This is a genomic window from uncultured Dysgonomonas sp., assembly GCF_900079725.1.
Classification (GTDB): domain Bacteria; phylum Bacteroidota; class Bacteroidia; order Bacteroidales; family Dysgonomonadaceae; genus Dysgonomonas.
The window spans coordinates 1,356,334-1,382,341 of record NZ_LT599032.1; the positions used below are offsets into that span (position 1 = coordinate 1,356,334).

The window sequence follows — 26,008 nt, forward strand, 5'->3', positions numbered from 1 at the left end:
TTTCCACATTGTTACTTTTCTATCGACAACACGCTTGCTATCTGCACTCTATAGATAAAGTTATAAAAAAAAGTAACACCTATTCCCTCCCCGATGAACCTACCATCGACTTAACCCTCCGGTTAAAATCTGTAGCTTCAAGTAATTCTTCCAGAGTAAGATGCATCCTGTATCGCCAATAGTGTTGCGATACGGCCGGAATATTTATGCGTTCATCTTCTGCAACCGGACGTTTCAGATTGTCGTCTATCGACAGCCAGTCCTGAAGCGGCAGGATAGCCAACATAGCAGGAGAATATAAGTGATTCCCTACAATCTGCGCACATAAATCAGACGTACATTCTTCGGGAGCAGCACCCTGCTTCCACAATACCTGATTGTAATATTGCTGGGTCAACTGCCTGTCTTCTTTCCACCACAAACGGAGAGGTGACATATCGTGGGTCGATGTTGTGCAAACACTCAGGTATGGCAAATGATGCAGGTCGTTGAATAATACCTCCCGTTCTTTTGGCATCCGTTCTATCTCAAGGCTCAATATCTGAAGTTCGTTCATCACCGAAGGCACAGATTCGGGAACCATACCCAGATCTTCGCCGCATACCAGCATCGAGGTCGAAGAAATAAGAGTAGGTAGCTTCGTCATCGCCTGATCGCGCCAATACTGCGAATGGCGGCGATAGAAAAATTCATTATATAACCTGTTGAATGCATCTTTGGCTCCATCGTCCAGATCCCTGTACGAATAGTTGTACTGGGCGGTTATACGGGGATGAAACTTATAAGGCTCACGTTTATCCCTGACAAACAGCACTTCATTGCACAGGCTGTATAAACCATCCCGGATATAATTGGATTTCTCATCATCCCTCCCGGTAAAATGTTCCTTAATCTTGGCTTGCGTATCGAATTCTTCTTTCAGTTCGAAACGCTGCCATCCGGTAGGACGAAGGTATTTTTCAATAACCTCAGGCACATGACTACCAAATATATCAGCCAGGAAACTTTCGTGAATATAATGTTTCAGCATCCTGTCCTCATCGAACCAAAGACCGTAAGAACGGATTTCGTCGGCCGTAAGAGGAAGAGCCGGACTAAAATATCCCAACAATCCCTGAACGGATGACAAAGGTATTTCCCAGATGCGGAAAAATCCCAGAATATGATCGATACGGTAAGCATCGAAATAGTCTGCCATTTTGCGGAAGCGTTTCAGCCACCACCGGTAGCCATCCTTAGCCATTTCTTCCCAATTATATGTAGGAAATCCCCAGTTTTGTCCGAAAAACGAAAAATCATCAGGTGGCGCCCCCGTCTGTACATCCAGATTGAACAGATGCGGCTCTACCCATGCTTCCACACTGTCGCGGCTGATACCGATAGGGATATCACCTTTGAGAACGACCTCATTCTGGTGTGCATATTCTTTAACATCTACCAGTTGCTTGTGAAGCAAGTATTGTGTGAAACACGACAATTCGATACGATGTTTTGCATCTTTGTCTGTTTCGACCAGTTTAATAAGTTTCTTTTTATCAAAAGCACTGTTTGTCTTCCAGTTTCTGAAATTGGCGGTTTCATATTTATCCCGAAGATAAGAGAAGCAAGCGTACGGGAACAACCATTCTTCGTTCTGCTCATAAAAGGCCAGGTAGTCTTTGCTTTTTAATGTATTTGTGCCTGATTGGGTGAAAAGATCTTTTATATAACGCCATTTCAAAGCCAGAACTCTGTCATAATCGACATTCTCCAGAGCGTTGAGTTCGCCTGCTTCTCTTTCGTATTCTTTATATAGATTTTCATCTTTCAATGGATATGCTTTCAGTCCCAGATAGATGGGATGCAATGCATAAATGGAAATAGCATTGTAAGGGTACGAGTCTATCCAAGTGTATGTGATGGTAGTATCATTGATAGGCAGTACCTGTATTATTTTCTGTCCGGTCGCTACTGCCCAATCTATCATCTTTCTCAGGTCTGAGAACTCACCTATACCGAAACTGTCGTTCGAACGTAATGAAAATACAGGGATGGATACACCCGCCGCTTTCCAGTTCAACCAGCCATAACGATAGGCGATGGATTCCACCTTAACCAAATCTTCTTTTGCCGGGGAGGAAGGCAATGGTGATAAGACACGGTTGAAACCTTCTTCCCAATGTACAATTTTCTTTGTGCTATTATCATAGATCGCAAGTTTGTATTCTAATGTAGTTTTTATCTGTGGCGCATTAATCGCTACCTGCCAACTCCCAAATCTTACCTGTGTAAGCTCCAGAGCATCTTCGGGCTTCCAATTTCCTAATGTCTCCGAGGCTCCGCAAAGTATCAGTTTCTGATTTTTCTTTACATTCACACAGGTAACATTAATAAGGATGGTCTTCTTGTAATATTTGACTTTAGCATTGTCTCCATGAGCAAAAAAACTTTCTGAGAAACACGATGTGTAAAGGAATTTTTGTTGAGGTACACCCCGCCATACATCCTGCACCTCGAACCGTTTATCAGTATCGGTTCTTAACCAGTGGGGGCTACCCCATTCGTGTGCTATTATATCGTTTTGGTCTTTTACCAGATATTGGTATTCTATATCGGTGGCATCACCGGCTTCTATCTCCAGTTCCCATATGGATGGAGAGATATTCTTCATTTCCGCGGCTTTATCCTTCTCCCAATTACCTAAAGCAGGCACTGAACCGCAAACATATACGGTCTGTCCCCAATCGGTATGGTAATCTATTTGTAGTTTTAGTCTCATGAATGATGCATTTTATGGTTTTTAGACTTATGCGTTTTTATGCATGGCTTTGTCCTAAACAAATCTACATAATAATGAATAAGAATATATTCGGTATCTTATTATTTTAGGCGAAATTAACTTGCAAACGATTGCAAGGAGTATACAAATAAGTTACAGTCGGCGATATACAAGTTGTTAACTGTTACCAGTAAACTCTTAACTGAAAATTTCTATCTTTGCATCAGAATTGTATATAACAATGCCGGAATTTAGAAATATAAACGAAAAAGAAAAGATATCAGCACAGCGGTTTGCCGACCTTATACTCGACATAGGGACATTCCTGCTGGCATCAGGTGCACACTGCGGGCGTCTCAGTAGCAATATAGGAAGGCTGGCCTCGACCTGGGAATTCGATATAAACATGAGCCCTACCTTCAATGGGCTCACAGTCACAGTGAAAGACAAGAACGACCCGTCCAATTCCGTCACCTGCTATAAAAACTCACCTCCACATAGTGTACATCTGGCTATACTGACAGCCGTATCGCACATGTCGTGGAAAGTACAGGAAGAGAACCTGCCCATTTCATACGTGGAAAAAGAGTTTGCCAAAATAAAAACCAAGCCTAACTACAAAGATATTGTGGTGGCCGTAGCCGTCGGATTTTCGTGTGGCGGGCTTTGCCTGTTCTCGGCAGGAGATGAGAAAAACGCTTTAGTAGCTTTCGTTGCCGCATTTATTGGCTATCTGGTAAGGGTTTTCTTTGCCAAGAAGAAATTCAATCCGATGATATGTATATCTATCGCGGCTTTTATTACCACATTGATAGCAGGGCTCGGCAGATTATACGGATTCGGGGAGCATCCCGAAGCCGCGATGGCAACTGGAGTTTTATACCTGATACCGGGTGTACCTCTGATAAATTGTGTCATAGACCTGATAGAAGGTTATTTGCCTTCGGCTCTGAACAGGGCTTTGTTCGGAGGATTTATCCTGCTTTGTATTGCAGCAGGTATGACCCTATGTATCACACTGTTGGGAATAGGTAATTTTTAATCAGAAAATTAGCAAATGGAAGAACTGACAATCATAAATATATTCCGCGACTTTATCATCGCTTTCCTCGTAGGCTTTTGTTGGGCAATACTATTCGGCTCACCGAAACGTCTGTTGTGGGTTGCCGGACTGCTTGGCGGTATGGGGCATGCCCTCCGTTTCATTCTCATACAGCTCGATTTCGGGATGATAACGGCTACATTAGCCGGTTCGGTACTGATAGGGTTGATCGGCATTTTCGCAGCGCACAGGGTAGACAGTCCGCCCGTAGTATTTACCATGCCGGCATGTATCACAATGATTCCGGGCATGTTTGCCTATAAAACGATGTTGGCGGGAATAAAGGTCACCGACCTCCCTACTGTGGAACAAAACCCGCATATACTGATAGAGATGTCGCACAACCTGATGCTTACCATGTCACTACTGTTTACATTGGCGATAGGCATATGTATAGGGGCCCTGCTTTTCCGTAAGTCGAGCGTGAAGAATATATCGTTTAAAGATGTGATAGGAAAGGGTTAAGAAAATGCCTTTTCCCGCTTGCTTTTCTGAATGGCTTTCACTATCCAGCGAGAAGCGAGAAATACAACTATCTGCGTAAAGATAATAAACACCCCTGATGGAACATCCAATACCGCAGACAGAAACAAGCCTACAATACACCCAAAGAATCCGATCAGGATAGAAAGAATAATCATCTTCACAAAATTGGAAGTAAACAGGTTGGCTGTCATCTGAGGAACGGTAAGTATCGACATCAGCAGCACAATGCCTACCAAACGGATAGAAAGTACGATTGTAATGGCAATCCCCATCATCATGGCATACTTTATCAGATTGACGGGCAGATTGCGAGTCTTTGCAAAATCGGAATCGAAAGCCGCGAACAGTATATGGCGGCCAAAGAGCAAAAAGACAATAATCAGCACTATGGACAAGATGGCCAGATAAGTTATATCCGGCTTTGTGATAGTAAGTATATTACCAAAGAGATAATCCGAAAGATTAGGAGCGAAGCCGGGTTTGAGGTATATAAAAATAATCCCCACGGCCATTCCCAACGACCAGAAAGAGCCGATTGCCGAATCTTCCCTCACCCCCTGCCTCGATGATAACCATTCGATACCGAAAGCCGACAAAATGGAAAAGACCATAGCGGCAAATATCGGATTCCATCCGAAATAGAAACCCATGCCGATACCTCCGAGCGAAGCATGCGTTATTCCCCCGCTGATAAATACAAGGCGGCGTATAACCACATACGAGCCTACGATGCCGCAGGCGATACTGGCAAAGAGACTACCCAGTAAGGCATTCTGGAAAAAAGTATATGAAAGGAGGTCTATAAATTCCATAACTACAATAACTCAGTTTAGTAAAATATTTATTGTCTTATTTAAATGTTCCATTAACTTTGACTTCACTTCGTTTCGTCAGAATGTTCATTTTGGCATTGCCCAAAACGAACCAAAAAGCTAGCGCTTCATTCCTCAGCGACCCACAATCGGTTTGCCGGCTGAAAGTGACAAACGGGCTATCGCCCCGTCCCTTTCTACGCCAACTGCACCGTGTGGGTGCCCCGCCTGCGGAACTAATGCGCATCTGCTGACGCACCATAAGCTGACGCGGCTTTGGGCAAAAGGAACACAAGGAATTTTAATTCCGCGTAGAAAAATTTATATAAATTAATTAGAACAATTAAACACATCATTTATTTTTTTGATTACTTAATTGAATCTGATACTATCAAACGAACTGATTGTATATCGTAAAAACGTGAGTAACATTCATTCTCCCAATACTCAGGATCATCAGACAGATCGGATAGGTAATATTCCTCCGGCAAATCGAACCTCTTGGTGAAAACAATGTCATACTCGCCTTTATGCTTCTGCACAGCAATATATGCTTCACGCTCAGTCCAGAAGGAAGTTACATAGGTCAAATTATTACATACCGCTCTATACTGAAAGCCATATATCACGAACAATGCAACGAAGACAATAACAGCAGGAACCTTCAAATAGTTCGCCCTGAAATCTATATTGGCCAGCATAATCCCTACCGGTATAAGTAGCAGAACAATAATTCCGAATAATGCCCTTTCGGGAAAGATCGGAGAAACTACCATTGCTACAAGGGCAGCAGCCGCAGTCAGGATAAAGAGGATAGAACTGTATATTACTTTCTGCTTATCTTCTTTCTCTTTCGGATGCTTATTGTATATGAACAGTAGCATAAGATAGACAGCTAAAATTATTAGCAGATGATTCCAGATATGGGTCAGTATATAGTTAATACCCATCAGAAATATGTCTTTATACATTATCTCTGTCTGACCGAAAGAGGTCGTAACATCCTCAAGACGGACATAATTACCCGGAGCGGCCAGCATAATAATGCATCCGACAATTGTCCCTGCAAGCCCTGTTACAGCCCATGTGGGAATCTTTATCTTCTCATATTTATACAGGGTTAATGAAGCTATAATATAAAAGATAAGCGCTATTGACATATTCTCGTTCGTCCATCCGGCAATGATACCGAACAGGAAGAAAAGAACAGCTTTCAGCATATTATTAGTCACCCGCGAACGATAGTATGCATAATACGAATACAGAAACAGAAGTATAATCAGTGTCCCCCACAAATAATTTGCTGCCCCCGTCTTCCACAGGATAGTTGCAAAGAAAGCAGGCTGGGCAAACCAGATAAGCAGGCTGAACAAGAAGAACAACACAGGATTCGGTTTATTACCCCTGTTAGCTATCATGTACATCACATAGACGAAGGCAACGAAGGCCAGCGAATTCAGCATACACGTCCAGAAAAAACCGGTCATCAGCATCGTTTCTGCGATAAAATGGACTACGCTGCGCCCGCCCCAAGTCATATAATGATTGTACTGAGAGGTAAATATATCAGAGAACGATTTTATTCTGGTAGCTGCTTCGCCGTGAACGAAGCTGTAATTCCAATCATCGGCATACAGTGGATATAAGCTATTCAATATATAGATCAGGATAAACATAGCAAGCCCGGCCAGAAGCATAAGCGATAGCCTGACTTTATTATCCTTCAATATATCACTGGAAGATTCTTTCATTAAATCATATCAGATTTGCACTCAAAAACTTACGAATCTGTTCAGCATCCTCACCCCTTCTTTCTATATATGCCTGTAACTGGTCGTCGAGTATATTGCCTATATTGAAATATTTGGATTTAGGATGTGAAATGATAATACCGCTCACCGAAGCATTCGGAAGCATCACACCGTTTTCAGTCAGCTCTACACCTATTTCTTCGGATTGTAACAAGTCCTTATTCAGCAGGAAATTGATCGACTGGTCAGGTATGGACGGATAGCCCACTGCCGGACGGATTCCCTGATATTTAAGTGTAAACATATCATTTACACTTATATTTTCATCAGGTGCAAAACCCCAATACTTCTTTCTTATTTCGGCATGCAGCCATTCGGTAGTTGCTTCCGCCAGACGGTCTAAAACCGACTTGAGAAGCAATACTTTATATTCATCGCCCTGACGTTCATACTCGCTCATCAGTTCATTCGCGCCTACGCCTGCCGTTACGGTAAATCCTCCTACATAGTCTTTCTTTCCGGAAGACTTCGGCGCAACGAAATCGCATAGAGAGAGGTACTCCTTTTTGTCATTTTTCTTCTGTTGGCGTAGCATCGGAAAGCGTACACCGTCGATATACAGGGATTCATTATCGCTATATGATTCATAAACACCGAATACCGCATTGATATAACCGACCTTGGCATATACCAACTGGTCTAACAACGCCTTGGCATCTTTATACAATTGCATACCCTCTGATGCCTTTTCCCTCTCGTGTTCGGGGAAAGTGTTCAGCCACGTAGCCTTGCATGAAGGACAATCATCGATATTTTGCACAGTGGCGTAACGTGCCGACAGATTCCACGAATGGAAAAAGAATTTCCAGTCTATATAAGGTACAATAGTCTCAACGGGAATATGTTTCAGCGTCTGACGTCCTTTCACCTGTGGTTCGGGAGTTTTATAATCCCCCCAATTCAGTTTCATACCCTTATCCAGTACTTCGGATAATGGCAGTAAATCCGCTTTCTTATCACCCGCCGTATCCCTCAATGAAGCATATTCGGAACGTACATCTTTTATATAATCCTCCTTTGTCTTCGGATTTATCAGCTTGCCTACAGCCGCAGGCGCTTGAGAAGCATCCTTGACATATACCACCGAACCGTTATTGTATTTCGGATCTATCTTAATTGCTGTATGCAACTTCGATGTAGTAGCCCCGCCAATCATCAACGGAATGGTAAAGCCCGCCTTTTCCATTTCATGTGCCACTATACTCATTTCCTCCAGAGAAGGGGTTATAAGGCCGCTCAGACAGAGTATATCAGGTTGTTCTTCTTTTACTTTCTGAATAATCACTTCCGGCGGAGTCATCACCCCGAGGTCTATTACCTCATAGTTGTTACAGGCAAGGATAATAGATACGATATTCTTACCTATATCGTGTACATCGCCTTTCACGGTAGCAATAACCAGTTTTCCGGCTTTGTTGCTCCCTGCCGAAGATGCTTTCTGCGCTTCCAGAGTCGGTTGCAGAATGGCCACGGCACGTTTCATTGTACGGGCAGTCTTTACAACTTGAGGAAGGAACATTTTACCGGAACCGAAAAGATCACCGACTTTGTTCATACCATCCATCAGCGGTTTGTCGATAATATCTACGGCCTTCGGATACACCTGAAGCGCTTCCGTCAGGTCTTCTTCCAGATAGTCACTAATTCCCTTTATCAAAGAATATTGGATACGCTCATCCAGTGGATAAGAGCGCCATTCTTCTACCTTCTGCTCTGTTTGTCCTAAGCTTTCATTCTTAACTTTCTCTGCATATTCGATCAGTTCATCTGTAGATTCTGCCCTGCGGTTGAAGATAACATCTTCAACAAGATTTCTCAAATCGGTAGGAATATCATCATATACAACTGATTGTCCCGGATTTACAATACCCATATCCATGCCCCGCTGAATGGCGTAATACAGGAATACGGCATGCATAGCCTCACGCACATAATCATTTCCACGGAACGAGAACGAGAGATTACTTACCCCTCCGCTGATTTTGGCATGCGGCAGATTTTCTTTTATCCATGTTATCGTTTCCAAAAAGTCGACCGCATAGCCGCGATGTTCTTCTATACCGGTAGCAATTGCAAGTATGTTGGGGTCAAAAATAATATCCAAAGGATTGAATCCGTCATTGACCAATAGGTTATAAGCCCTCTCACAGATTTCAATCCGGCGGGCAAATGTATCGGCCTGACCTGTTTCGTCAAAAGCCATGACAATGACTGCCGCACCATAAGCCTTAACCAGACGTGCCTGACGAAGAAAATCTTCTTCCCCGCCCTTCAACGAAATAGAGTTAACAATCGGCTTACCTTGCACGCATTTCAGTCCGGCTTCGAGGACCTCCCACTTCGAAGAGTCTATCATTACAGGAATACGTGACACATCAGGGTCGGACGCCATCAGATTGAGGAAAGTAGTCATCTCCTTCACTCCGTCCAGCAAGCCTTCGTCCATATTCACATCCAATACCTGCGCACCGTCTTCTACCTGCTTGTGGGCAATAGTCAACGCTTCCTCGTATTTCTCCTCCTTTATCAGACGGAGGAATTTGCGGGAACCTGCAACATTGAGGCGTTCCCCTATATTTATAAAGTTGATTTCAGGCTTCGCTTCCAGCAACTCAAGCCCCGAAAGCCACATATATTTTGGCTTTTCCACAGGCTTGTGCGGAGTAGCGCCTTGTACAAGATCTACATATTTTGCAATGTGGTCGGGAGTTGTACCGCAACATCCACCCAGAATATTTACAAGACCTTCATCAATATATTCCTTTATCTGGCCTGCCATTATTTCGGGCGTCTCGTCATATTCTCCAAACTGATTCGGCAGTCCGGCATTCGGATAAGCCGATATGAAATTAGGAGCTATGCGTCCCAGTTCTTTCAGGAATGGTTTCATATCCGATGCCCCGAACGAACAGTTAAGTCCGACAGATAAGAAATCGATATGACTTACCGATGCTACAAATGCGCCGACTGTCTGACCAGACAATGTTCGCCCTCCTTTATCGGAGAGAGTAACCGAAATCATTATCGGCAGGTCTATATTACGTTCCTTTCTTACCTCATCGGCAGCAAACAAAGCGGCTTTAGCATTCAACGTGTCGAATATTGTTTCGATAAGTAATAAATCCACGCCTCCGTCTGCAAGTCCTTCTATCTGCTCTTTGTAAGCATGATACAGATCGTCGAAAGTCACTGCCCGGAATATCGGATTCTCAACTTTGGGACTCATCGAAGCTGTCTTGTTTGTCGGCCCTATAGAACCTGCAACAAAACGGGGTTTATCGGGGTTTTGCTTCGTATAATCGGCGGCAGCCTTCTTTGCCAGTCTGGCCGCTTCAATATTTATTTCCTTTACCAAATCGGACATATGATAGTCTTCCATGGATATGGAAGTAGCATTGAACGTATTCGTCTCAATGATATCAGCACCCGCTTCGAGATACTCACGATGGATGGCTTCTATCACATCGGGGCGGGTAAGGCAAAGCAAGTCATTATTGCCTTTCAGTAATGTAACCGAATCTTTAAACCTGTCTCCGCGGAAATCCTCCTCTGTCAGTTTATAACGCTGTATCATGGTGCCCATAGCACCATCGAGGATAAGTATCCTATCCTTCAGTATATCGTGTATATTACTCATTTTTATCTTCTATTTTCTTTATTCTTATGGTATTTACACCCATATATAACCCAAATTTCTCGATCCAGAAATGTCCTTCTCCCACATAAGCTTCTTTCAGCGTGAAAGTGGCTAAAGAGGATGCTTCCGATTTGAAATCGGTATATACTATTATATCTTGTATTCCTTCCTTTTTCTGTTGTTCTATTTCCTCAACCCATTCATTGTACCGCATATCAAACAACTTCATCTCTGAATATGTTTCTTTTGCGGAATAAATAAATATAACCAGCGCAACTATAACCAGAACATAGTTTACTATCCTCAGAGGCAGGAACGACATATCTATGTTAGCATATAATATCATAATAGCAACTATCAGGAAAATAAAAATACCACACCATGCCCGAGACGGAAAGTATGGCGCACCCGACATGACCACTGTTGCAATAAGTGCTACACCCAGAAACAGCAAGGATAAAATTAACTTTTTCTTCCGCTCTATCTTATCCTTTGGCCCTTTCCACAAGTATATCAGCAATACACCTGCATATATAGCCATTGGCAAAAACAGATACATATATGCCAGTTTCATAACTGTGACAAAACGGTAAAAATAGAACGATAGACTAACCTCTTCAAACCCGTGTACATTCAGCAGTTCAAACTTTCGCCTTATATTATTCCCCGGTGAGACTTGCAATATGATGCATCCTATAATAAATCCAACGATACCCAATATCATCCATTTGGGAACAGCAATCTTTTGATATCTCATTATCAAAACTAATGCAATCAGAAAGACAACAAAAGCCAACGACGTATTTTCGTTAGTCCATCCGGCAATAACACCGAACAACAATAAAAAAACACTTCTGAATGAAACACGATTTCTTTCCCGCGTATCTACATAATAAGATACAAACGGATAGATAAACATCAGAATAATCAACGATCCCCAAAGATAGTTGGCACTACCAGTTATCCAGAATAAATTCTGGGACAAGTCGGGCAGTAAAAACCATACCGACACAAGCAATACAATGAAGAATACGATATTTGTCTGGTTATTCTTGTTTGCTATAGCATAGATAAACAATAACAGGAGTATAAATGCAGCAGCATTGAGCATATCGGCCCATACAGGATTTATCCAGAGTAAAAACTGAGCTATGAAGTGGCCTACACAACGCCCACCCCATGTAAAATAATGACAATATTGACTTACAAAAATATCCCAAACAGAAGTAATCTCACTTTCGTCGCAAGCGCTGAATGCATACGCCCAATCGTCCATATACACAGGATACAGCTGATTGAGAAGAAAGCAGTATACTCCCAATATAAGTATAATTGAAGCAAAAACAACCTTTACTACTTTCGATGAAGTATCACTGTCTTTCTGCATCGATTTAAATAAGTCCATCTTTGATATATTATTGTTTCATCGCCCTGTCCATAGCCCGTTTATCATCTTTTTCACGTAGGCTCTGACGTTTATCATATTGCTTTTTACCTCTTGCAACAGCTATATTTATCTTTGCAAGCCCTCTGTCGTTAAGGAAGACACGGGTAGGAACAATGGTGTAGCCGGTCTCTTTCACAAGGCGCTGCATCTTCTTCAATTCTTTCTTGTTCAGAAGCAATTTGCGGTCGCGGCGTGCCGAGTGGTTATTATAAGAACCATAGAAATATTCGGCAATATACATATTGCGCACCCACAATTCGTTTTTCTCGAATATGCAGAAAGTATCCACCAGACTGGCCTTCCCTAAGCGTATCGACTTTATCTCTGTTCCGGTAAGCACAATCCCGGCAGTATATGTTTCGATAAACTCATAATCGAAACTTGCCCGTTTGTTCTTTATATTTATGTTCGGTTGATTCATACTTTTCGCTCTGATAACATAAGGTCACAGACCTGTTTATTAGTTTTATATCCGTAGCAGCAATAGTCGGTTACCGTAAAATAGTGCCACATCAGATACTTTCCTTTATTTATTTCTTATTAGAACCTACAAAAATAGTAAATATTAGGCTATTATATTCATTCGGGTATGCATTAAGTTCTCCGGAATAATTATTAGCCTATAAAACATATGAAAAAAGATTGTAAGCAAAAAAGAAAAGTTTCACATCTTAGCATTTACAGAACAATACAAAGACGAATAAGATCAATTTTCACAATAAACTCCGACACACCTCTTTCTTATTCACAATATAACGTATATTTCAGACCATATATACGATTTTTACCAAAACATCCTACTATTTGTGTACAAATCTTTGACAGGTATCAATTTCCTTTGTCAATATAAAAGATAAAAGTAGAAATAAAGATAAGAAGGACAAGAATAGAATTATAGTTCAACTATGCTATAAAGGGGGGAGACTTATGTGCGCTCTCCGGACAGACAAACAAAACAATCATGCTTCACATTCAAAATAATGCAACACACCAACACATTTTTTCTCCTGAACATTTGGGAGTTAGCATTATTTTACTAGAGAGAGAGAGAGAGAGAGAGAGAGAGAGAGAGAGAGAGAGAGAGAGAGAGAGAGAGAGAGAGAGAGAGAGAGAGAGAGAGAGAGAGAGAGAGAGAGAGAGAGAGAGAGAGAGAGAGAGAGAGAGAGAGAGAGAGAGAGAGAGAGAGAGAGAGAGAGAGAGAGAGAGAGAGAGAGAGAGAGAGAGAGAGAGAGAGAGAGAGAGAGAGAGAGAGAGAGAGAGAGAGAGAGAGAGAGAGAGAGAGAGAGAGAGAGAGAGAGAGAGAGAGAGAGAGAGAGAGAGAGAGAGAGAGAGAGAGAGAGAGAGAGAGAGCATAAACCAAAACTAACCAGACTCCGAAAGCGCACACATGCACTACACGCATCTACGCATCAGGTAAGAATAAAATCCGAAAAAAACAAAAATCCTGTAATTTTTATCCAAAAAAGATTACTGAGGGTATTGCTGTGCCTTTTTTCCTGCCATATATGTATTATTTGTCTTCACTATCTGACGGATTGTTTGAGAAAACGGGCTGCAGAATTTTTCATGGGCAGGGAGAAGGCATGGCTTTTCAAGTTTACCTCAAAACAAACATACAAAATTATAAAACCTATGAGAAAAATTTTAACTTATGGCCTCATGTGCTTATGCATGACAATTCCTTCCTTTGTTGCCGCACAGGTAACCATAGGCAGCGAAAATGACCCCAATCCGGGGGCACTGCTCGATCTGAAAGAGGAGGTATCAACAAATGATGTTACCGCTCTGAAAGGGTTACTTATGCCAAGAGTCAAACTTACCGACAGGGATAAACTATTTCCGATGTTCGATGCGGTTAGCGGAGCAAACTACACAAAAAACGGAGATGATTATGACAAGGATACACAGGATGCCATACATACGGGGCTATCGGTTTATCATATAGATAAATGCAGTTTTAACGGAGCCGGTATATATGTGTGGGATGGCCAACAATGGCAACCCTTATTAGAAGGTAATGCATCTGGAATAAATCTTCCGACAGACAAACTTTTTTTACCTAGTGGGCATGATTTACGTACACTCAATCCAGGCTATACTTTCGATATTAGCTGGACACCATCGGGAAGCGGAACAACCCCTCCCACATGGAGCTATGAACCGGGAGCAACGCTCATTCCTACCAGCCTCACTCCAGCCAGTGGTTCATTGTCTACCACCTCTCCACAAACAATGACTTTGATAGTACCCAAAATACCTGATGCTGTCATATCTGCTAACTTATTTGCCAGCCGTGAAGCAACAGTAAATTTCGAGTCCAGTGTATGTGCCGATTCTAAAACGTTTATCATAAATCAAACAAACAAAGCTCTACTCGTGAATGGCACTACAACACCAGGTATGAAATTATACGCTGCACCTGCTACTAATCAGAAGCTTAATATAACCAGTAATGCCAAATGGAAGCTTTCAGTTTCGCCTGCCAGTAATTCAGCTATCAGTAATACAAGTCCTGTAGAAGGCAGCATTCTAGGGAGCGAAGAAGAGAACAATGCTGCTGCACCGGATGTAATCCAAAGTTTCGACGTAAGCACTGGAGCCAATCTTCATCGTTATAGTTTTCTTACATTTTCGGACACACAGACACCTAAACGCTTCGGCGATGTATTGTATACGATTAGCCAATGTAGCGGAGAACACGACCTTACACTGAGAGAGTATGTAGATCTGTGGGAACAGATATACGGTCTGATAGACGGTGTAGATGAACCAGACAGTGACGGCAACACCACGCTAAACAAAAATAAGGTTCGCTGGCACTATACACGCCCCGACCTTGCCCCTGACGACCCTAAACAAAGTATTTTTTTCTCTACTATATTTGGTACAGAGCGCTGGATGAGTACCAATCTGTCGAACAAATATTATACGCCTCGTACAGGTGAAACCGGAGAGTGGACAGCTGCGCCTGCTTTAACTAACAGCTACAATGTGACCACACTTCCTCACAAAACTGCTTACTGGGGATATCCAAACATAGAGGGAAATACCGATCCGTCCGATGCATCTCTCTACAATACTCGTCAACGCCTGGGGCTTCTCTACAATTGGTCTGCCGCTACAGGCAACCAAAACAGCAGCAAAGGCGAACAAATAAATACTGTTCATGGCCCTCATCAGGGTATCTGCCCTTCGGGATGGCATCTGCCTACCAACTTAGAATGGAGTAATTTACTTACTGAACTGGAGGCTAATCCAAGAAAATACTCTACCAACAACGTCGGGATTAGTACCGGTTACACAGCTAAAGATGCATGTGAGGTCGTTGCTGGCACAGGTAAGTCGTTCGGTATACTCGAAGGTGGCTTTAATTATCTCTTTACAGGTTATGCAAACTGGCAAACCTATGACTATGGCAATTATGGCTACTACTGGACAGCGAGTAGCGGCTGGCCCAGCAGTAATGGAGAAGTTGCATATTATCGTATATTGGATATCATTTTCGACGAAAGCGTAGTGGCTGATGGCGGACAAAGCCGTAGTGGGCACTTCTCCGTCCGTTGCAAAAAAGATGAATAATAGTAAGAGTTCCAGAAAGTTCGAGAACAAATAATAAGAGAAACTTAGACATATACCTATAGGCAATTTGAGAGTTATAAGCTGATAAGGCAATTTTTTATTTATCTTTACATCCGAAAAGAAGTAAAGAAATGAAAAAGCTTTTATTTTTAATACTCCCCGTAATGATTGCTTTCGCTGCTTGTGGAAGTGATGATGGAATAAGTCCTATAAAAAGATGGACGGGAACAAACGACATTAGTGACTTTCAAGCGTATATCGGTGCAACAGGAGGCGCAAAGCCGATCGCATATGCGCTGGATACAATGGGCAGGATCGATAGTGCGAGAAACGCCTTTTATACAAGGAAGATGAACTCTGCGTACAATGCCAACCTGTTTAAAGAGATGAGTGTCTACTTTAACGAAGACAAAGTAACATATGTCGATTCGATGGGATATTATAAAATAGTATCAACTTATCATTTCAAAAACGATTCTCTTTTCGTTCTGAAAGATGGTAATAAAGATCTGTTTATAGCTTTGGGAAGTATGGATAGCTTATACAGGACAAAAGGTTATGCCCGCTATATAAGCCCTAAGACAGGGAATGATACGACCTCATATCATGATTTCCCTCTCACAGCGGACATAGTGGCCCGGCTGGCGGGATTCTCCGGAACAGCTGCTATGACCAATACAGAAGATACCATCGTGTGGCTCAACGCCAAATATATATTTAAATAACAGAATCTGAAGAATATTTTTTAACGGTTTGTATTTTACAAGCCGTTTTTTATTTATCTCAGATTCCGATAAAAATACGTACCTTTGCAGCAAAATTTAAAGAGTACAAGTATATTATGGGAAATTTAGTAGCTATAGTCGGTCGCCCCAATGTGGGTAAATCAACATTATTCAATCGTTTGACCGAAAGCCGGCAAGCTATTGTAGACGAAACTTCAGGAACAACCCGCGACCGCCAGTACGGAAAAACGGAATGGGGCGGCCAGGAATTCTCTCTGGTAGATACCGGAGGTTGGGTTGTGAACTCGGATGACGTATTCGAAAGCGAGATAAACAAACAAGTATCCATAGCGATAGAGGAAGCAGATGTCATCCTTTTCCTAGTGGATGTAATGAACGGGCTCACCGATCTGGATTCGAGCGTAGGCAATATGCTTCGCCGCTCCAAGAAGCCTATCATATTGGTATCCAACAAGGCTGATAATTTTAACCTGCATCACCAATCGGCAGAGTTCTATGCTTTGGGATTAGGTGATCCGGTAAACATTTCAGCTATCAACGGAGGTGGAACAGGCGATTTGCTGGATTTGATCATCACCAAGTTTACAAAGAAAAGTGAGGAAGAACACCTCGAAGACATTCCGCGCATAGCTATTGTCGGACGTCCGAATGCAGGAAAATCTTCTTTTGTAAATGCTCTGATGGACGAGGAACGGAATATTGTAACCAATATAGCGGGAACTACCCGCGACTCTATATATACCCGGTTCGACCGCTTCAATATGGATTTCTACCTTGTAGATACGGCAGGTATACGCAAAAAAGGAAAAGTGACGGAAGACCTCGAATACTATTCGGTTATTCGCTCTATTAAAGCGATAGAAAACTCCGATGTATGCGTGCTGATGCTCGATGCCACACAAGGTATAGAAAGTCAGGATTTGAATATATTCTCGCTGATTCAGAAAAACCGCAAGGGACTCGTTGTCTGCGTAAACAAATGGGACTTAGTAGAAAACAAGGAACAGATCGTTATCAAAACGTTCGAGCATGCCATACGCGAACGCCTGGCGCCTTTTACCGACTTCCCTATAATTTTTGCTTCAGCCGTAACTAAGCAAAGGGTGCTAAAAGTATTGGAAACAGCTAAAGAAGTATTTGTCCGCAGAAAGACAAAGATACCTACTCACAAACTGAATGAGGTATTACTTCCTATCATAGAGCACACTCCACCGCCATCGAACAAAGGAAAATATATTAAAATAAAATATATCACACAGTTGCCTAACACACAGGTCCCTACGTTTGTATTCTTCTGTAATCTGCCACAATGGATCAAAGACCCTTACAAACGATTTCTGGAGAACCGTATACGAGACAACTGGGACTTGTCTGGTACACCTATCAATGTTATTATCAGGGAGAAATAGAAAATCAGATATCTTTAAGCACAAAAAAAGGACAACCCATCAGGTTGTCCTTTTTTAATATTATGATTTTCTATCAATATGCCCATTTCAGATATAAAGCACCCCATGTGAATCCGGCACCGAATGCTGCAAGGATGATATTATCTCCTTTTTTCAGTTTCGATTCCCATTCATACAGGCACACAGGGATAGTCCCCGAACTAGTGTTGCCATATTTCTGTATATTCACCATCACCTTATCAGCCGACAAACCCATACGGTTACCTACAGCTTCGATGATACGGATATTTGCCTGATGCGGAACAAGCCACGCCACGTCTTCTTTCGACAAATTATTGCGCTCCATTATTTCTACAGAAGCATCTGCCATCCGTGATACTGCATGCTTGAATACAACCTGACCTTCCTGATATACATAGTGCATATCATTATCCACAGTTTCGTGTGAAGCGGGATAAACCGAACCTCCTCCACGCATATGCAGATGTGGTATACCCACACCGTCGATATGTAACGAGGAATCGATTATACCGACTTCTTCAGTAGTAGGCTCCAACATTACAGCTCCTGCGGCATCACCAAACAGAGGACAGGTAGTGCGGTCTTTGTAGTTAGTTATTGCGGTCATTTTATCTCCGGCAACTACCACTACTTTTTTGTATTGTCCTGAGCGTATGAAATTAGATCCGATTTCCAGTGCATAGATAAAACCTGAACATGCAGCTTGTATATCAAAGCCTAAAGCATTTTTTATACCACAAGCTTCGGCTGTCATTGCTGCCGTAGACGGAAATATAAAGTCGGGAGTAGTGGTGGCAAAAATTACAACCTCAACTTCCTCCGGCTTCGTATTTGTTTTTTGCAACAACTCCTTCACTGCTTCGGCTCCCATTACAGAAGTGCCGAGACCTTTGTCTAATACATGACGTTCTTTGATGCCTACACGCGACATGATCCATTCGTCGGTAGTATCAACTATTTTCGCTAATTCTTCATTGGTCAGAATATCCTTGGGGATATATGCGCCAATACCGGTAATTGCGGCTCGAATCATTATTATTTTCTGGTTTTGTGAGTACTTAATAAAAAAAATGCCCTATGCAGGGCTTGGAGTTTTAGTAAAATATAAATTAAACTGCAGCTCCTTTTTCTATAGCTAATTTGCCTCTGTAGTATCCGCACTCAGGACAAACTGTGTGGAATACATGCCAAGAACCACAATTAGAACATACAGCCAATGTAGGGGCTACTGCTTTGTCGTGAGTTCTTCTTTTAGCCGTTCTTGATTTCGACTGTTTTCGCTTCGGATGTGCCATTTTCTTGTTTTATTTAGTTATTTTTATTTATCTGAATTAGAAAAATCAATTTTCTATTATAGTATTCAATCTTCGTCTACAGGGACGTCTTTAAGACCATCCCAACGGGAATCGGTAAATGATGAATCATCTTCGTCCAGTGATATATCATCATCGGAATCGTCGTCCGAATCATCATCCGTACTCTTGGCCCTATGTTTATTTAACTTAGAAGACATCGCTTTATTGCATGTACCCGGAGGATGTACTTTTTTTGCAGGCAGGCTCAATATAATAAACTCATATAAAAACCATGCAATATTAATTTCGCCGTCTTCTTCGGGTATAATGACTATCTCGTCGCTCTCTTCTGAGTACTCTTTTCCGAATTTGACGATCAGTTTGTTCTTTGTATCGACATCCATCGATATATCATCCAGACATCTGTCGCATGGAACATGGACTGTTCCGGTTATATCAAAATTCAATTCGAAAGTAACGGATGTCTTCTTCAAAGATACCACAACTTTCAAATCTCCTTTTTTAACGTCGGCTGTACCGTCGTCAATCAGAGCGAAAAAGCTTTTATCCAAGTCGTACTTGAACTCATGCTTTCCTTCCGACAAACCTCTGAGAGGTATATTATATAAGCTAAACTTTCCCACGTCTGTATATATAACTCAAAAAAGAACGGCGCAAAGGTACAAAGTTTTTTTTGAATTAAAGAATAAATAATTCAAGTTTTCAGAAATTGGCTTTATCAGGCTTTTCTTCCTTTGATTTTGTATTTCGAAATGAGTGTGACCAGAATAAATTGTAAATATGAAATTCATTTATCTATACAGAAAAAGCTGTAGCTTATACCTGAGCGCTCTTTGAAAGATTGATGGCCCCTTCAATCCCCCAAGGGAAACTTACAATGAGGGTAAAAAGTAATAAGTAGAAAAAGTGTAACCTTTGTTACTTTTTAACAAGTAATGAGTTTTAAGTACTAAGTTGAAAGAACTGTATTTCTGTTTACCGTAAAGTTACTTATGCGATAACTTAAGCTAGCGACTAATAGCTATCAGCTAAAAGCTGAAATATGTGTAACCTTTGTTACCTTTTACGCTTTAGCTATGTGTGAAATACTGTTGACTGTTAACTGATATATCTGTTACTTTTGTTACTTTTTTTGAATTACCAAGCACAGACTACTAATATTAGTAACAGCATTAGGAGTCAGACTCCAAACTTTATCTAACTTTAAGATGTTGATTTATATGAATCTCAAATTTAAGAATCATGACAAACGATCCTGAAAATATTCTTAGCACATCGGACATCGAGAAAATAATAGAGGGTGAAGATATCGTAGATATATACAACCATAATCTGTCGGGAATAAGAAAAAATTGCGTTTACGCAATGTTACTCTGTATCCCTATATTGATTATAGCTATATTCTTTAATAAAATAAATTATGCCAATTATATCATGTGGGCACTGGCTACTCCGGTAGTCGTCCTCTTTGGAAAACAATTCTTCATTAAAGCATGGATACAAATCCGTCACTTCACAACTAATGTAGATACATTGGTGGCGCTGAGTACTGGCACAGCCTATATTGTAAGTGTGTTCAATACTTTTTATCCTTCTTTCTGGGCAGCTAAAGGACTACAGGCACATGTATATTTCGAAGTATCAGCGGTGATCGTTGCATTTGTACTACTGGGTAGGTATCTGGAGTATAAGGCAAAAAGGAATACTACCATCGCTATCAAACAACTGATAGGATTACAACCAAGTACAGCTACAATAGTCAAAGACGGCCAACTGGTAAAGACCGCGATAAAAGACATCTGTATAGGAGACAAAATATTTGTAAAACCGGGTGAAAGAATTGCCGTAGACGGGAAAATCACCCAGGGCAGCTCTTTTATTAACGAAAGTATGATAAGCGGGGAAGCAATGCCCGTGGAGAAATGTGAAGGAAAAAAGGTGTATGCAGGAACAATCAATGAGGCCAACAGCTTTTACTTCGAAGCATATAAGGTAGGCAAAAATACCCTGATCGGCCAAATCGTAAAAATGGTACAAGAGGGAGAGAACAGCCGTCTCCCGGTTACAAAAGCGGTGGATAGGGTTTCATCTATATTCATTCCCATTGTAGGGATTGTTGCCATCCTTACATTTTTGACATGGTTGCTACTGTCTCCCGAGGGTGGCTTTACACAGGGACTTTCGTCGATGATTGCCGTGTTGATAATGGCCTGCCCATGTGCATTGGGGCTTGCAACTCCGACCGCGATTATGGCAGGAATAGATAATGGCGCGGCTAACGGCATCCTGATAAAAGGAGATGAAGCCCTCGAAAACGCCAAGGAACTAACGGCAGTTGTTCTGGACAAAACAGGAACAATAACCGAAGGCATATTCCGAGTTACAGATATGAAATGGCTGACAGAAGCTACGCCTGAACTGAAGGGGATATTATATGGTATTGAATCATATTCGGAACACCCGCTTGCCGATGCTGTAAAAAACTATATAAGAGACGACATGCGGACAAAACCCGAGATGACAGTATCTTCTTTATCGGGACGCGGACTGATGGGAGAAACCGCGGCCAATAAATATTATGTGGGGACATCTAAACTCATGGGAGAATACAATATAAAGATTTCGGATAAAGAGAAAGATTGGATAGAACAGGAAACCGAAAAATCGAATACAATTGTCCTCTTTGCAAATGAGAGTTCCTTATTAGCTATTATAGCTATAACCGACGCGGTAAAAGAAACGTCCATGAATGCTATTGAAAAAATGAGGCTGGCACGATTGAAGCTGTATATGCTCACGGGAGACAGCAAACGCTCAGCCGATATGACTGCCAAAAAAGTGGGGATAGATACGGATAACGTTATGGCCGGAGCTTTACCGGCAGGCAAAGCAGCCTTTGTAAGAGACCTGAAGATACAAGGTGAAACGGTGGCCATGACCGGAGATGGCATCAACGATGTAGGTGCTTTGGCAATGGCTGACGTAAGTGTAGCTATGGGCAAAGGCAGCGACATAGCGATGGAAGTGGCACAGGTTACAGTCACCTCATCCAATCTGAATAAACTGATACAGACGATAAATCTGTCTAAAGTAACAACGAAAACGATACACCAGAATCTGTTTTGGGCCTTTATCTTCAATGCTATCGGGATACCGGTTGCGGCAGGAATACTATTTCCTGTAAACGGTTTTCTATTAGACCCCCTGTTTGCAGGGATTGTTATGGTATTAAGCTCGGTGAGTGTTATCTGCAATAGCCTCCTATTGAGAAGAAAACCAATATAAAAGGTCCGATACACTTATAAACAGAACAGCGGAAAAGAGTTCTTTGACATATTGACCCATAAAAAACAAGACCGCCCTTTCGAGCGGTCCTGAAATAGTAGTTGCAAAGTGTGAAACCTTACTTATTTTGCAGATGTGCAATAGTTAGATTTTTTAGATGCCCACCAGAGAGGTGTCGTTACTTTATCCGGTCCTCCCAATTTACTTACACCATCATCATATTTAGGCTTATTATTTATACTCTGAGTTTGAGGGTATATACTACGTTGATAATAATTTATAGGGTTGTATATATCTCCATCTTTCGGCCAGTTACCATACCCATCATCCCGGACCTGAGCTATATCCATTGCCGGAAGATTCAGTCGGCGTTTGTCATTCCACATCTGATTGGAAAGGTCCGTGAAAAGCCCCAGATAACGTTGTGTTACAATTTTCTCAAGATTGGTATTGCCGGCAGCAGAGGTATTATCTCCATATTTGGCAGAGGTACCCCATGTATTTCGCATTGTAGAGGTAAGATAATCTGCTGCTTTATTTTCAATTCCCCAACGTTTGAATGATGCTGTTACCCCTTTTGTATACCAGGATTCTGCTGTACCTCCGGCTTCAGCTGAAGATACAAAGCTTCTTTCCACGGCCTCGGCAAGCATAAAGCATGTTTGAATATAAGTCAATTGATCTAAAGGCCTTCTGTTGTCATCCTTAATTCTCTGACTTATTCTTGCACAAGCCGCATTATTATTTACTGTTGCTGATACATTTGTACCCTGAAAGTTAGAAGAAATTGCCGGATTCTTATCGTCTACAGGACTCGGGTCAAACCACATTACAGCTCGAGGATCTACATATTCAGGATGCTTATTTGTAGCCGTTCCATCGTACTTCATACCACCTATGCCTGTTACTATTTTCTCCATCGTAGTAGTCATCACAAAATTATTCCAACCTATCATGCCATATGCAGGTCCATTTCCCCATGAGTCATACCAACGGCCCAGCACATCGTCAGCGTCACTCTGTAGCAAACCTCCATCTGCAACAAGGGCGGCTTTCATCTGAGTCTTTGCTAACTCAGGATCTATCTCTGTAACTTTCAGAGCTAGATTGAATCTTAGAGAATTGGCAAACTTCTTCCATTTAAGCATATCACCACCAAAGATAAAATCATCTTCACTAATCATGTTCTTTGCAGGATCGAATAACTCTACAGCTTCTTCCAGATCAGCAAAAAACTGTTTATACAATCCGTCAACAGCCATATAGTCCGGGCTTACAGCAGCGGGGTCAGATGAGAATGGTACAGGTCCAAAAAAATCTGTAAAAGTAGACAGCATATAAGCCCGCCAAATAAGCGCTACAGCTTTTGAATTTTCCCGGCCTACATTTTTATCGGCATCTCTGATAACGCCATTAAGTAAAGCCATCCATGTTCCATAATTGGCAGTCCAATAAGGTTCGATCAGGTTATTTCCGGGATTCCCTCCCCAGACAACAAAATACTGACTCCAGGTTTCCCACAAATTATTCTTAACACGGTCGAAAAGGTCCCCTCCTCCGGCTTTATCTCCACTTGTGAGAATATAGTCTAAATTGCTACCATACCGGAGTGCAGCACCGAGGTCTGCCATCGAAAAATCGTAGTCTGAGTCTTTCACCCTGTTCGGGTCTTCATTCAGGTTATCAAGATCTGTACATGCAAAGCCTATAGACATAGCACCCAGCAATGATAGTATTATATGTTTTGCTTTCATATTTTTATTTAAATTAGTTGGTTAGAATGTAAGATTTACATTAAATCCTAAAGAGCGTAAAGTAGGCATAGAACCAGTTTCGATACCCTGAGCATTTCCGGTAGAGAATCCGGCTTCAGGATCGAATCCATCTGTCTTACTGTAAATCATCCATAGATTACGGCCAACAAAGCTTATCTTTGCTCCTTTGATAGGCGTCTTAGCTAATACTTTTCTTGGGATGCTATATCCGATACTTAATTCACGCAATCTGATATTTGTAGCATCATATATCCAAGGTTCAGTACCTGTTGCTAATCGTCCCCAATAACGTTGAGCGTTGGTCTTTCCAACTACAGCATTGCCGTCTTGGTTTACTCCATGTACCTCTAAGCTACCATCTGCACGATTAGCTTCAGTAAAGTCTAACGTTCCTGCAGAAGCACCACTTCTGTACGATCCCATATACACATCACCTCCATAGCGCATATCTATTTGGAATGACAATGTAAAGTCTTTATACCTAAGTGTATTTGTGAGTCCACCCATCCAATCAGGATTATAATTTCCTACTTTTTCAAAATTGCTATTAAAGGTTGGAAGCCCATCCTCATCGAGTATAAGATTTCCATTATCATCTCTCATATATTTTCTGCCCTTCATGTCACCGAAAGAACCACCTTCTTCTGCAACAACAATAATCTGACCTTGATAAGAAGCATCACTCAAGATTTGTGTTGTAATTCCTTCTCCAAGTTCCAATATTTTATTGCTATTCTTAGACCAGTTTAATGCAACATCCCAGGTAAAATCTTTGGTTGCTACCGGAGTTCCTGTAAGTAATACTTCAACCCCTCTATTTCTCACATTACCAGCATTAACAAATTTATAACTATAGCCTGCAATTTCAGGAGGAGTATTCATTCTCAATATCTGATCTTTAGTTTCCTTATTATAGAAAGCAAAATCTAAACCTAATCTATTGTCAAATGCTCTCATTTCGAGACCAACTTCCCAAGAGTTAACTGTTTCATTCTTCAGATTGTAAAAAGCTTCTACCTGATCTTTATTTCCTAACAATGTACCATCTTCAGCAACCTGAATGTTTCTATAGTTATACAGTCTGTAAGGAGATGTATCATTACCTACCTGAGCCCAAGACAGTCTGATTTTTCCATAATTGATAGGGCCTGTATTGATATTTGCTTTATGCAACGTTTCTGTCACCAACCAACTGGCTCCTATAGACGGATAAAAATAAGAACGGTTATCAGAGTTTAATGATGAAGACCAGTCGTTACGAGCGCTCATATCCAGATATAGCATATTATCCCATGCAAATGAAGCTGTACCATAAACAGAGTTTATCTGTTTGCGATAAAGAGTATTGGAAGCAAGTGGTCTCAAACCGTTTGAAAGGCTGTAGAAATGTTCAATTTTCAGACCATTAGCAGAAGACCAAATACCGTCGCTTCTATTATACATTATATTACCTCCGGCAGTAGCTACAAGCCCTAACTTATCAGTTAATTGCTTATTGAAAGTAAGCAGTACGTCTGCATTCATTTCATAACTGTCATTTTTGCTTGTCGATATATTACCACCTTTTTCTAAATACCATGTTGGAGCGCCTGTTGCCTGAATATCTTTCAGTTGAGAATTGGTATAATCGATACCATAGCGTCCTTGTATATTCAACCATTCGGCAAATTCATATTTAAGGGAAGCCAAACCTATAAACCGTGTTTTTCTGTCGTTTGTCGTATTCATATAAGTCGACCAGTACGGATTAGCCACATTACCTGCAGTTGGATCTGCATAACTTACAGTTCTACCTGTCATATCTATACCTGTAGCCGTTTTAGT

General features: G+C 41.5%; 19 protein-coding genes. 8 read left to right on the forward strand and 11 right to left on the reverse strand.

Features of this window, described 5'->3' with window-relative positions:
- Positions 1-79: 79 nt before the first annotated feature.
- Positions 80-2,758 carry a 4-alpha-glucanotransferase gene (locus QZL88_RS05925; protein ID WP_296939115.1) on the reverse strand — a complete coding sequence of 893 codons (2,679 nt, stop codon included), beginning with the start codon at positions 2,756-2,758 and terminating at the stop codon, positions 80-82.
- 241 nt (positions 2,759-2,999) lie between these two features.
- Here QZL88_RS05925 and QZL88_RS05930 point away from each other — a divergent pair, with 241 nt between their 5' ends.
- Both QZL88_RS05930 and QZL88_RS05935 read left to right on the forward strand, forming a co-directional pair.
- Positions 3,000-3,800, forward strand: coding sequence for a threonine/serine exporter family protein (locus tag QZL88_RS05930; protein ID WP_296939134.1), 801 nt, complete (start codon positions 3,000-3,002; stop codon positions 3,798-3,800).
- Positions 3,801-3,815: 15 nt separating this feature from the next.
- Positions 3,816-4,325 carry a threonine/serine exporter family protein gene (locus QZL88_RS05935; RefSeq protein ID WP_006798564.1) on the forward strand — a complete coding sequence of 170 codons (510 nt, stop codon included), beginning with the start codon at positions 3,816-3,818 and terminating at the stop codon, positions 4,323-4,325.
- Here the strand turns inward: QZL88_RS05935 and QZL88_RS05940 are convergent.
- Complete coding sequence (locus QZL88_RS05940) at positions 4,322-5,158, reverse strand: metal ABC transporter permease (protein WP_296939137.1); 837 nt, start codon at positions 5,156-5,158, stop codon at positions 4,322-4,324. The genes QZL88_RS05935 and QZL88_RS05940 overlap by 4 nt on opposite strands.
- 59 nt (positions 5,159-5,217) lie before the next feature.
- Between QZL88_RS05940 and QZL88_RS05945 the strand changes: the two genes are divergently transcribed.
- Positions 5,218-5,412, forward strand: coding sequence for a hypothetical protein (locus QZL88_RS05945; RefSeq protein WP_296939138.1), 195 nt, complete (start codon positions 5,218-5,220; stop codon positions 5,410-5,412).
- Between the two features lie 114 nt (positions 5,413-5,526).
- Here QZL88_RS05945 and QZL88_RS05950 read toward each other — a convergent pair whose 3' ends face one another.
- Genes QZL88_RS05950 through smpB form a run of 4 tightly spaced genes read right to left on the reverse strand, consistent with a single transcriptional unit; the run spans position 5,527 to position 12,474 of the window.
- Positions 5,527-6,909, reverse strand: a complete 1,383-nt coding sequence (locus QZL88_RS05950) for a DUF6056 family protein (RefSeq protein WP_296939140.1) — start codon at positions 6,907-6,909, stop codon at positions 5,527-5,529.
- 4 nt (positions 6,910-6,913) lie between these two features.
- Positions 6,914-10,606 carry a methionine synthase gene (metH, locus tag QZL88_RS05955; protein ID WP_296939142.1) on the reverse strand — a complete coding sequence of 1,231 codons (3,693 nt, stop codon included), beginning with the start codon at positions 10,604-10,606 and terminating at the stop codon, positions 6,914-6,916.
- The gene (locus QZL88_RS05960) at positions 10,599-12,011 is read right to left on the reverse strand and encodes a DUF6056 family protein (protein ID WP_296939143.1); all 1,413 of its coding nucleotides are present in this window, start codon (positions 12,009-12,011) and stop codon (positions 10,599-10,601) included. The genes metH and QZL88_RS05960 overlap by 8 nt, the downstream gene beginning before the upstream one ends.
- Before the next feature lie 10 nt (positions 12,012-12,021).
- A complete protein-coding gene (gene smpB, locus QZL88_RS05965; protein WP_296939145.1) occupies positions 12,022-12,474 on the reverse strand; it encodes an SsrA-binding protein in 453 nt (150 codons plus the stop codon).
- Positions 12,475-13,014: 540 nt separating this feature from the next.
- Between smpB and QZL88_RS05970 the strand changes: the two genes are divergently transcribed.
- From QZL88_RS05970 to der, 4 genes are all read left to right on the forward strand, one after another.
- Complete coding sequence (locus QZL88_RS05970; RefSeq protein ID WP_296939146.1) at positions 13,015-13,419, forward strand: hypothetical protein; 405 nt, start codon at positions 13,015-13,017, stop codon at positions 13,417-13,419.
- Between the two features lie 266 nt (positions 13,420-13,685).
- Positions 13,686-15,632: an FISUMP domain-containing protein gene (locus QZL88_RS05975; protein WP_296939148.1), complete on the forward strand. Its 1,947-nt coding sequence runs from the start codon at positions 13,686-13,688 to the stop codon at positions 15,630-15,632.
- Positions 15,633-15,763: 131 nt separating this feature from the next.
- Complete coding sequence (locus tag QZL88_RS05980) at positions 15,764-16,357, forward strand: hypothetical protein (RefSeq protein ID WP_296939151.1); 594 nt, start codon at positions 15,764-15,766, stop codon at positions 16,355-16,357.
- A gap of 116 nt (positions 16,358-16,473) precedes the next feature.
- Positions 16,474-17,787: a ribosome biogenesis GTPase Der gene (gene der, locus QZL88_RS05985; protein WP_296939152.1), complete on the forward strand. Its 1,314-nt coding sequence runs from the start codon at positions 16,474-16,476 to the stop codon at positions 17,785-17,787.
- 73 nt (positions 17,788-17,860) lie between these two features.
- Here the strand turns inward: der and QZL88_RS05990 are convergent, their stop codons facing one another.
- The 3 genes from QZL88_RS05990 to QZL88_RS06000 all read right to left on the reverse strand — a co-directional run bounded on the left by QZL88_RS05990 (position 17,861) and on the right by QZL88_RS06000 (position 19,747).
- Positions 17,861-18,847 (reverse strand): beta-ketoacyl-ACP synthase III, encoded by a 987-nt coding sequence (locus QZL88_RS05990; RefSeq protein ID WP_296945019.1) that lies wholly within the window; start codon positions 18,845-18,847, stop codon positions 17,861-17,863.
- A 70-nt stretch (positions 18,848-18,917) separates the two neighbouring features.
- Positions 18,918-19,103: a 50S ribosomal protein L32 gene (gene rpmF, locus QZL88_RS05995; protein WP_006798555.1), complete on the reverse strand. Its 186-nt coding sequence runs from the start codon at positions 19,101-19,103 to the stop codon at positions 18,918-18,920.
- A gap of 65 nt (positions 19,104-19,168) precedes the next feature.
- Positions 19,169-19,747 (reverse strand): DUF177 domain-containing protein, encoded by a 579-nt coding sequence (locus QZL88_RS06000; protein WP_296939155.1) that lies wholly within the window; start codon positions 19,745-19,747, stop codon positions 19,169-19,171.
- A gap of 619 nt (positions 19,748-20,366) precedes the next feature.
- On the opposite strand from QZL88_RS06000, the gene QZL88_RS06005 reads away from it, so the two are divergent.
- A complete protein-coding gene (locus QZL88_RS06005; RefSeq protein ID WP_296939157.1) occupies positions 20,367-22,409 on the forward strand; it encodes a copper-translocating P-type ATPase in 2,043 nt (680 codons plus the stop codon).
- Between the two features lie 122 nt (positions 22,410-22,531).
- On the opposite strand, the gene QZL88_RS06010 is transcribed toward QZL88_RS06005, so the two are convergent.
- Both QZL88_RS06010 and QZL88_RS06015 read right to left on the reverse strand, forming a co-directional pair.
- Entirely contained in the window at positions 22,532-24,163 is a 1,632-nt protein-coding gene (locus QZL88_RS06010) for a SusD/RagB family nutrient-binding outer membrane lipoprotein (RefSeq protein WP_296939159.1), read from the reverse strand.
- Between the two features lie 21 nt (positions 24,164-24,184).
- Positions 24,185-25,984: a TonB-dependent receptor gene (locus QZL88_RS06015; protein WP_296939160.1), complete on the reverse strand. Its 1,800-nt coding sequence runs from the start codon at positions 25,982-25,984 to the stop codon at positions 24,185-24,187.
- Between the last annotated feature and the right edge of the window lie 24 nt (positions 25,985-26,008).